Source organism: Nostoc sp. T09 (genome assembly GCF_002154695.1).
Classification (GTDB): domain Bacteria; phylum Cyanobacteriota; class Cyanobacteriia; order Cyanobacteriales; family Nostocaceae; genus Aulosira.
The window spans coordinates 1-9,042 of the sequence record NZ_MTAV01000085.1; the positions used below are offsets into that span (position 1 = coordinate 1).

7 protein-coding genes are annotated in these 9,042 nt (G+C 44.9%); 6 read left to right on the forward strand and 1 reads right to left on the reverse strand.

Annotated features, from left to right (window positions below; all coding sequences use genetic code 11):
• Positions 1 to 64 precede the first annotated feature (64 nt).
• Positions 65 to 469 carry a DUF2267 domain-containing protein gene (locus tag BV372_RS18010; RefSeq protein WP_086687870.1) on the reverse strand — a complete coding sequence of 135 codons (405 nt, stop codon included), beginning with the start codon at positions 467 to 469 and terminating at the stop codon, positions 65 to 67.
• A gap of 730 nt (positions 470 to 1,199) precedes the next feature.
• Here BV372_RS18010 and BV372_RS18015 point away from each other — a divergent pair.
• The 6 genes from BV372_RS18015 to BV372_RS18040 form a co-directional block, all read left to right on the forward strand.
• A complete protein-coding gene (locus BV372_RS18015; RefSeq protein WP_086687871.1) occupies positions 1,200 to 2,057 on the forward strand; it encodes an SDR family oxidoreductase in 858 nt (285 codons plus the stop codon).
• 298 nt (positions 2,058 to 2,355) lie between these two features.
• Positions 2,356 to 2,970, forward strand: coding sequence for a nitroreductase family protein (locus BV372_RS18020; RefSeq protein WP_086687874.1), 615 nt, complete (start codon positions 2,356 to 2,358; stop codon positions 2,968 to 2,970).
• A gap of 60 nt (positions 2,971 to 3,030) precedes the next feature.
• A complete protein-coding gene (locus BV372_RS18025; RefSeq protein ID WP_086687872.1) occupies positions 3,031 to 3,444 on the forward strand; it encodes a DoxX family protein in 414 nt (137 codons plus the stop codon).
• Between the two features lie 110 nt (positions 3,445 to 3,554).
• Positions 3,555 to 4,862: an efflux RND transporter periplasmic adaptor subunit gene (locus BV372_RS18030; protein WP_256973310.1), complete on the forward strand. Its 1,308-nt coding sequence runs from the start codon at positions 3,555 to 3,557 to the stop codon at positions 4,860 to 4,862.
• Between the two features lie 17 nt (positions 4,863 to 4,879).
• Positions 4,880 to 8,107 (forward strand): efflux RND transporter permease subunit, encoded by a 3,228-nt coding sequence (locus BV372_RS18035; RefSeq protein WP_086687873.1) that lies wholly within the window; start codon positions 4,880 to 4,882, stop codon positions 8,105 to 8,107.
• A gap of 339 nt (positions 8,108 to 8,446) precedes the next feature.
• The coding region (locus tag BV372_RS18040; protein WP_143845181.1) for an IS630 family transposase at positions 8,447 to 9,042 on the forward strand (596 nt) is incomplete at its 3' end.

Here is a 9,042-nt window from a genome sequence, read left to right on the forward strand (position 1 = left end):
TGCCTTTTTGACACCAGTTCACCAGTCTGATTTTGTAACTGGCAACTTGGGTTAATAGAGAACTTCAGGCTTTCACCTTCATTTCTCCCTGACTTCCGGCAAAGATAGCATCGAATTCGGGTGGCAATTGAACTTTGATATCGTTGATTTCACCCTGTGAGATAGCTTCGCCCAAAACTTCTATAACTACGCGAGTATGATCAACCGCTTGTGGTAACTCAACTCCTTCACGCTGACTCACCATCTGAAAAAACTCGTCAAGGGTGTATTTAGTGGCCGTACCTGCATACTCATGCTGAAGGTAAGCAGCAAGTCCTTTCGGTAGCTGAGCAGCTGCCTGAAACGCTTCATTCCCAGCTAAACGTTCAGCAAGGGTTTCTAGTACCGCGCGGGTAGCAACCTCTGCATCACCGCGTGACGGCAGATGAGCACGGTTTTGCACTTGTTTGATAAATTGATCCTGTTGCATAAATTCCTCTCAGGTTGTCTTAATATTGCTAATTACACAATCTCTAATTACCTAACTGATAGGTTTAGATTTACTTGATTTTTTGAGAGGTCAATGCTCCCACAACTCGGATATGATGGGCAATGCCCACCCTACAACTACGTATATTTCAGAAATCAAGTATGAATCCTATATCCCAAAAGAGTATGATTCACTATTTTCTTGTTTGAGTTTTTGACGCTGCCATTGAGAAATTTTTTGTATGTTTGGAACTTTCATCCTGTCATGTTTCCAAACATTCGCTAACTACTACATCTTTCTTTAGAAGTAGTTGAGATGAAGTTTAAACGTAGTTAGAAATACGCTCTGTTAAGTTATCTAGATAAAATTTAATTTTGATTTTTGCTGATTATTTATATTTAGGAATTTTCATCTGCTAATAGTCGTATTTTTGCACGATCCCTAACTAAAGAAGGTAGAAGGTTAGATGTAACTAAAGTAAAGTTAGAAAAATTAGTAGTCTCGATCACATCTACTTGTTATCTAAAATCCACCTGATATAGTTATATGCTCCAACTAATGAAAGAGAAAGTAATTATCTGTGTTTTCTAAAGTGAACTAAAAGTGTTGTGAAGTAGGAAATGAGTTGAGAGGTTGTTTGGAAAATATTCAGGCTTTTCCAGCATCCTCTTAGCTGCGATCGCATCGAGATGAAAGCACACAAAACAAATTCTTGGCAGGAAACAGATTTATGACTCAAGCACAAGAACTACAACCGCCGCAACAACAAAATCCTCCCGGTAGTGAAGCTCAAATGACGCCAAAACCCCGGTCTGATGACTCGAAATATCGGGGAAGTGATAAATTACAGGGCAAAGTAGCGCTGATTACTGGTGGTGATAGCGGTATTGGTCGGGCAGTTGCCATTTTCTATGCTAAAGAAGGGGCAGATGTGGCAATTGCTTATAAAAGTGAGCAAGAGGATGCTGAAGAAACAAAACGCTTGGTAGAAGCCGAAGGTAGACGCTGTCTCACCATTGCGGGAGATATTGGCGACGAGCAAGTTTGCCAGCAAGCTGTGCAACAAGTCGTGAAAGAGTTGGGACACCTAGACATTCTGGTGAATAACGCAGCCGAGCAGCATCCACAGGAAAGTATTGAAAATATTACGGCTGAACAATTGGAGCGTACTTTCCGCACCAATATTTTTAGCATGTTCTTTCTCACCAAAGCAGCTCTACCTCACCTCAAAGAAGGTAGCGCCATCATCAACACTACATCAGTGACTGCTTACAAAGGAAATCCCCAACTGCTGGATTACTCAGCGACCAAAGGAGCGATCGTTGCTTTTACCCGTTCTTTGTCGAAATCGCTGGTAGAAAAAGGCATTCGTGTAAATGGCGTAGCTCCCGGCCCCATCTGGACACCACTAATTCCCTCTACCTTCCCTGAGGAAAAAGTTGAGAGCTTTGGTAGTCAAGTACCGATGCAGCGAGCCGGACAGCCAGAAGAAGTTGCACCTAGCTATGTATTTTTAGCATCCGATGATTCTTCGTATATGTCGGGGCAAATTCTGCACCCGAATGGCGGCGACGTTGTGAATGCCTAGTTAGAGTTTGCTGGAATACTTTATATCTTTAAGTGTAGGGTGGGCATTGCCCACCATATGCAAATATGGGGGCTATTGCTACTTGAAAGCTCACTATTAATTAATAGACCTCTTGCAAAAACATATTTTTGCAAGAGGGGGGGAAAGGGAAAAGGTTAAAGGGAAAGGGTTTTGAGTTCCTTTCCCCTTTTCCCCTTTCCCTTTTACCGACTTCTGCAAGAAGTCTAATAGATTGCGGCAAGAAGAGAAAGCTTGAGGTAAAGGCGTAATGAATACTGCTGCCAGAAAAGATCTTCTGATGACCAACAAAACAGCTGATACTCAATATCCAGTTGAAGATTTGCTGCGGGAACGCTGGAGTCCTTTGGCTTTCTCTGAGCAACCAGTTGAAACAGAAAAATTACGCACTGTTTTAGAAGCAGCAGGATGGGCAGCATCTTCTTATAACGAGCAGCCGTGGAGCTATATTATTGCTACCAAAGACAATCCAGCAGAATTTCAACGTTTATTAGGTTGCCTTGCAGAAGGAAATCAAGAGTGGGCAAAGAATGCTCCAGTTTTAATGCTGTCTGTAACCAAGCTTTACTTTGAGCGAAACGGCGTAGAAAATCGACACGCTTTTCACGATGTCGGCGCGGCCTCTGCAACTTTGGCGATCCAAGCAATGGCATTAGGGCTATTTATTCACCAAATGGCGGGATTTGATGTCGCTAAAGCTAAAGAAGTATACGGCATTCCCAAAGGCTATGAGGCAGTTGCCGCGATCGCACTTGGTTATCTCGGAGATCCGCAAAACTTGTCACAAAGGTTACAGCAACGCGAATTCGCTCTACGCACCCGCAAACCCTTAGAAACATTTGTGTTCTCTGGCAGTTGGAACCAAGTCTCACCCTTAATTACAAGCCAAGATTGAAGGCGCAGGTTCTTGAAATTTGTGCAGACGGCATCGCTTGAAAATGAGAGGTATTCGTTGATGGATGCATTTCTCGGAAAATATTCGTCGTATATATATGCAATATTGCGAATAGTTGCAGGGTTGATGTTCGCTATGCATGGAAGCCAGAAAATGTTTGGAATACCAGGCAATAAACCTCCTTTGCCCTTGGCTTCATTGATAGGATTCGGTGGACTAATTGAATTGGTTGGCGGATTAATGATTGCTTTAGGGCTACTAGCTAGTTATGCAGCTTTTATTGCTAGCGGTGAGATGGCAGTTGCCTACTTTATGCTGCACGCTGGGCAAGGTTTTCTGCCGATTCTCAATCATGGCGAGTTAGCAGTGCTTTACTGTTTCCTCTTTCTGTACATCGCGGCGCGAGGATCGGGTGTTTGGAGCATAGATGTCCTAACTAGCAGGGCGGGAGCGAGGTCTGCTGTCCAGAATTGAGAAGACAATTTTCCTACTAAGGTTGGAGGATTATTTGTTCAGCCCTAGCTAATAAGTAAGTTAGAAACTTACGTCTAGTTGATTATGCCTGGGCAGTTGAAGGTGAGTCAATGGAAACTCCTAAAATTAATAATTCTGCTTTTAGAAAGCTTTCAGGACAACAGGGGCTGTTAATAGGGTTAGGGGTGGGCATAGTCTTAACTGTTGGCGGGATGACTGTGTTTTCGCATTTTGGCAATCAGCGCTCAGCTGCTCCCACTCAAGATGCTCCCGTAGCAAATGCTAGAAACGCAGCATTGCCAGTAAAAGTTCAGCAAGTTGGCACTAGCACGACCGAAGAAAGTTCCGATTTTGTCGGAGCTTTAGAGGCGCAGCAAAAAGTCACGCTACAACCGCAAATTCAAGGACGTATTGAAGCAATTCTTGTGTCTAGTGGGCAGCGGGTGCAGAAGGGGACACCGATCGCATCGTTGAGTTTGGATCAGACTCAGGCAAATGTTGCCAGCTCCATCGCCGCCGCTAGTGCAGCACAAGCGGGGTTAAAAACGGCTCAAGCACAGCTGCAACAAGCTCAGGCGCAGCGGACTAAGGTTGCTGCAAATGTTCAACTTCAGCAGACACAATTCAATCGCACCCAACAATTAGTTAGTGAAGGAGCGTTGGCAACACAGCAGTTAGATGTAGCCAGAAATAATTTACAAACTGCGATCGCGGATTTGCAAGCCGCAGATAAACAAGTTGCGGCAGCTGATGCAGGAGTTAGGCAAGCCCAGTCCAATGTACGCGCAGCCCAAGCAAGCACGGCTGCTGCTCAAGTCAATGTCAATCAGAAACGAGTGGTAGCACCGATTACTGGTATAGTCGGTGAATTTCCCGTGAAAGTTGGCGATTATGTCAACACCGGACAAACGATCACCACAATCACCCAGAACGATGCGCTGGATCTAAATCTTTCTGTACCATCAAATCGATTGAAGCAACTGCGAGTTGGATTGCCCGTGCAGTTAATCGATCCCACCATCCAGAAAGTGATTGGCACGGGTGCGATTAACTACATTTCTCCAAACGTCAGTTCTACTCAGCAGTCGATTTTAAGTAAGGCACGCTTTGCCAATTCCCAAGGACGATTGCGCGATGGGCAATACGTTCAAGCTCGGATCATTTGGAATCGACAACCAGGGATATTGATTCCCACCGTCGCCATTTCTCGGATTGGCGGACAAAGTTTTGTCTTTGTTACAGAAAACAGAACTGTAAACGGCAAGCCGCAGCAAATTGTGCATCAGCGTTTAGTGCGCCTTGGTGAGATTCAAGGGACGAATTATCAAGTTCTCGATGGACTCAAACCCGGTGAAACCATCGTCACCTCTGGCATTCTCAAACTGAGAGAAGGCACACCCATTCAACCGCAATCCTAAATCCAGGAGACTCGATCGTGTCGATCGCGAACAACTTTATCAAACGCCCGGTGCTAACTACCGTTTGTACCCTAGTGATTCTGATTGTGGGATGCGTGTGTATTCCGCTACTACCACTCAATTACTTGCCAGATATTGCACCAATTCGCGTTCAAGTGTCAGCGAACTATACCGGGGCAGATGTCGCTACCGTCGAAAGTGCAGTTACAACAACGCTGGAGCGACAAATTAACGGTGTCGAGGGTATGCAGTACATGACCTCGAATAGTTCAGCTGGAAGTAGCCAAATCTCTGTATATTTCGGGGCACAGACTGATAAAAATATCGACCAAGTGAACGTGCAAAACCGGATTGCTAGGGCGACACCTCGCTTGCCAACGAGCGTCCAACAACTTGGTGTGACAGCGCAGACGGCTTCCACAAGTATTTTATTAGTGTATACGTTGTATGCCGAAAATAATGAGTACGATCCGCTATTTATTAGTAACTATATTGACCTGAATTTGCGGGATCAACTGCTGAGAACACCAGGAGTTGGCGACCTCACAATTTTTGGTGAAAAGCGTTATGCAATGCGGCTGTGGCTCGATCCAAATGCCTTGGCCAGTCGGCAATTAACCGTAGCAGATGTGGCGACAGCACTGCGATCGCAAAATATTCTCGCCGGAGCTGGAACCTTGGGTCAAGCGCCTGTACCCCCAGGTCAAAGTTATGAAATTCCGCTACGGGTTAATGGTCAGTTCCAAAATGCATCTCAGTTTGAGAATCTAGTCATCAAAGCGGGAAGTGATGGCAATTTAATCAAACTCCGGGATGTCGGTCGTGCCGAACTCGGCTCGGAGACTTACGCCAGCAATGCGAGAAATAATGGCAAGCCGGCGATTGGTCTGGCAATTTATCAGTCACCAGGAAGTAATGCGCTGGATGTGGCGAGAAACATTGAGGCGCAGATGAATGACCTGATCAAAGAGTTTCCGCCGGGATTAAAAGCCAAGATCGTTTACGATACCGTTGGGTTTGTGCAAGCGTCACTCGAAGAAGTTTTGAAAACCCTAGTCGAAGCGATCGCGCTTGTGGTGTTGGTGATTTTTCTGTTTCTCCAAGACTGGCGAGCTACAATTATTCCGATTGTGGCGATTCCGGTTTCGCTAGTTGGCGCATTAGCATTTGCTTACGTATTTAAATTCTCATTAAATAATTTAACTTTATTTGGATTAATCTTAGCTACAGGGTTAGTCGTTGATGACGCCATCATTGTTGTAGAAGCGATCGCTCGTAAAATTGAACAGGGAGTCAGACCCCTGCAAGCCTCGTATGAAGCAATGGACGAACTGACTGGTGCAGTGGTTTCAACATCGCTGGTGTTGATGGCGGTGTTTATTCCGGTAGCATTTTTCCCAGGTTCGACTGGAAAAATGTATCAGCAGTTCGCGTTAGTGATTGCATTTTCCATCGCCATCTCGACATTTAATGCGCTTTCCTTCAGTCCCAGTATGGCTGCGATATTGCTGCGTCCGCCCCAACCTAGACGCGGCCCACTTGGCTGGTTTTTCCGTAAATTTAATCAGACGTTGCAGTGGATTATTGACAGGTTTCTGGCGATCGTCAATTTTTTGATTCGCCTGCGTTACGCTGTCGTGGGATTATTTGTGGTGGGTTTAGTCGCGACTTATTTTATGTTCACTCATGTGCCCACAGGATTTGTGCCTAATGAAGACCAGGGCATTGTCTTAGGCATTATTCAAGGGCCAGATGGAGTCGCCCTCAACTATACCGATCAAGTAATTGAAAAACTTGAACAAATTCTGCAAAAAGAACCAGAGATTGATAACGTTTTTGCAACTTCGGGATTTGGCTTTGCAGGTAGTGGCTCAAATCGTGGTGTGTTTTTTGCCAAGCTGAAACCGTGGGAAGAACGCACTCAAGCTAATCAAAGCGCGTCCGCAATCTTAAAGCGAATCAATGGCGCATTTCAAACGATCCCAGAAGCGATTCTCACCGCAGTCAATCCCCCACCAATTCAAGGCTTTAGTACTTTAGGTGGATTTGAGTTACAGCTGGAAGACCGCACCAACGGACGATTGACCATCGATGATTTCTTTGCCAATGCCCAAGCGGTGATTGCCCAAGCAAACCAACAACCAGCCTTGGGAGGCGGCGTGTTTACGCAGTTTACCGCCAGCACACCCCAGTTTCAAATCGACTTCGATCGCAATCGTCTAGAAGCACTCAATGTCGATTTTCAGCAAGCTGTGAACACACTGGGAGCCGCCATTGGCTCGCAGTATGTCAACGATTTTACCCTGGGACAGCAAAGCTATCGCGTTTATGTGCAGGCTGAGGGCAACTATCGGCGATCGCCAAATGATATCCGTCAGCTGTATGTGCGATCGGCAAACAACCAAATGGTGCGATTGAGTGAGGTCGCTACACTCACACCTATTACAGGCCCAGCCGTCATCTCTCACTACAACGGCTTCCGCGCCATCAGTATCCAAGGTAGAGAAGCACAGGGTTATAGTAGCGGACAAGCGATCCAGGTAATGCAGGAAGCGGTAACAGCCACAGCAATACCAGGCGTTGGCAGTGATTGGACAGGAACCGCCCGCGAAGAATTAACAGCAGGTAACTTGGGGATTCTGATTTTTGGTTTCGGGATCATTATGGTGTTTCTCACCCTGGCTGCTCAGTATGAAAGTTATGTTGACCCCGCGATTATTTTGTTAACCGTACCATTAGCGTTATTAGGTGCTTTGAGTGCGCTATCATTGCGTGGTTTGGTGAACGATGTTTACGCGAACGTAGCCTTGGTAATGTTGATCGGACTCGCCTCAAAAAACGCGATTTTAATCGTCGAGTTTGCCAACCAAGCCTTTGAACAAGGGATGACAATTCCCAAAGCAGCTTTAACCGCCGCCCAAGAGCGATTTCGACCAATCGTCATGACCTCCAGTGCCTCATTGCTGGGATTTTTCCCCCTCGTCATCGCCTCAGGTGCAGGTTCAGCCTCACGCTGGTCATTAGGAACGGCATTGTTTGGTGGGCTACTCGTGTCCACAGTTTTGAGTTTGCTGATTGTTCCAGTGTTGTATGTGATCATCAAGAATTTGGAAGAACGCTTCTTAAAACGCAAACCTTCTCATCAAGCCAAACCACCTACTTCAGATAGACAGGAGGATGAACAAGTAACAGCAATGGTTGGGTCGCAAGCTGGCGATGATCGTGCGTCTAATGAGTCTAAGTAGGTCGGTGTTAAAAATTGTCGTTATGACAAGGCAGAAGGCAGAGGAGCCAGTGCGTTGCGGGGGTTCCCCCCGTTGTAGCAACTGGCGTGGCAGAAGGCAGAAGAGAAGAGGTTTTTAGGCAACTTTACTTTTCGTTACATACTTTGGTTTATTTGCACCGTTCTACTTAAATAAGAATAAAAAACCACAGATGAACACAGATGAAATTATCGGTGTTCATCTGTGTTTATCTGTGGTTCCATATCCAAAAATTTGACTTATGCAAGATGTTGATAAGCTGTTCCACATCTAAATTGCATAAATGCTAAATTAGATAGATTCAAGTAAAAGCGTGCTGTTATGCCTGCTAAAGGTTTTCTGACTCAATCCCAGAAAGACAATTTACAAAAAGCCTTAAAAGAAAGCGATCGCTCCCAACTGACACAGAAAATATTGATGTTACTCCTGATGAATGATGGGACTCCTTACCAGGAAATAAGTGAGTTTTTGGGTTGTTCATATAGAAGTGTAGCATATTGGTGCGTTCACGGTGATCCAGATAATTTAGAAAGTCTTAAAGATAATAGATCTCAAGGAAACTATCATAAAGCAACTAAAGAATATATTGAGTTATTAATGGAAACTTTTGAAAAAGAACCAAGTGAATTAGATTATGAATTTGGACGCTGGACAACAGCGAGATTAGCCATATATTTAGAAGAAAAAACAGGTATAAAGTTAAGTGGCGAACAAGTTAGGAGGATACTAAAACAAAAAAAGTATGTTTACCTTTGGGCAAAATACAGTCTAGAGGACAAACAAGATCCAACAAAAAGGGAGGCATTTAAAGAAAAGTTACAAGGCTATTTATCAGCCTCAAAACGTTGCCCAGAGAAACTACAAGTCTGGTTTTGGGACGAGAGTGGTTTTAGTCTTCGGGTAATTAGACGTAAAAA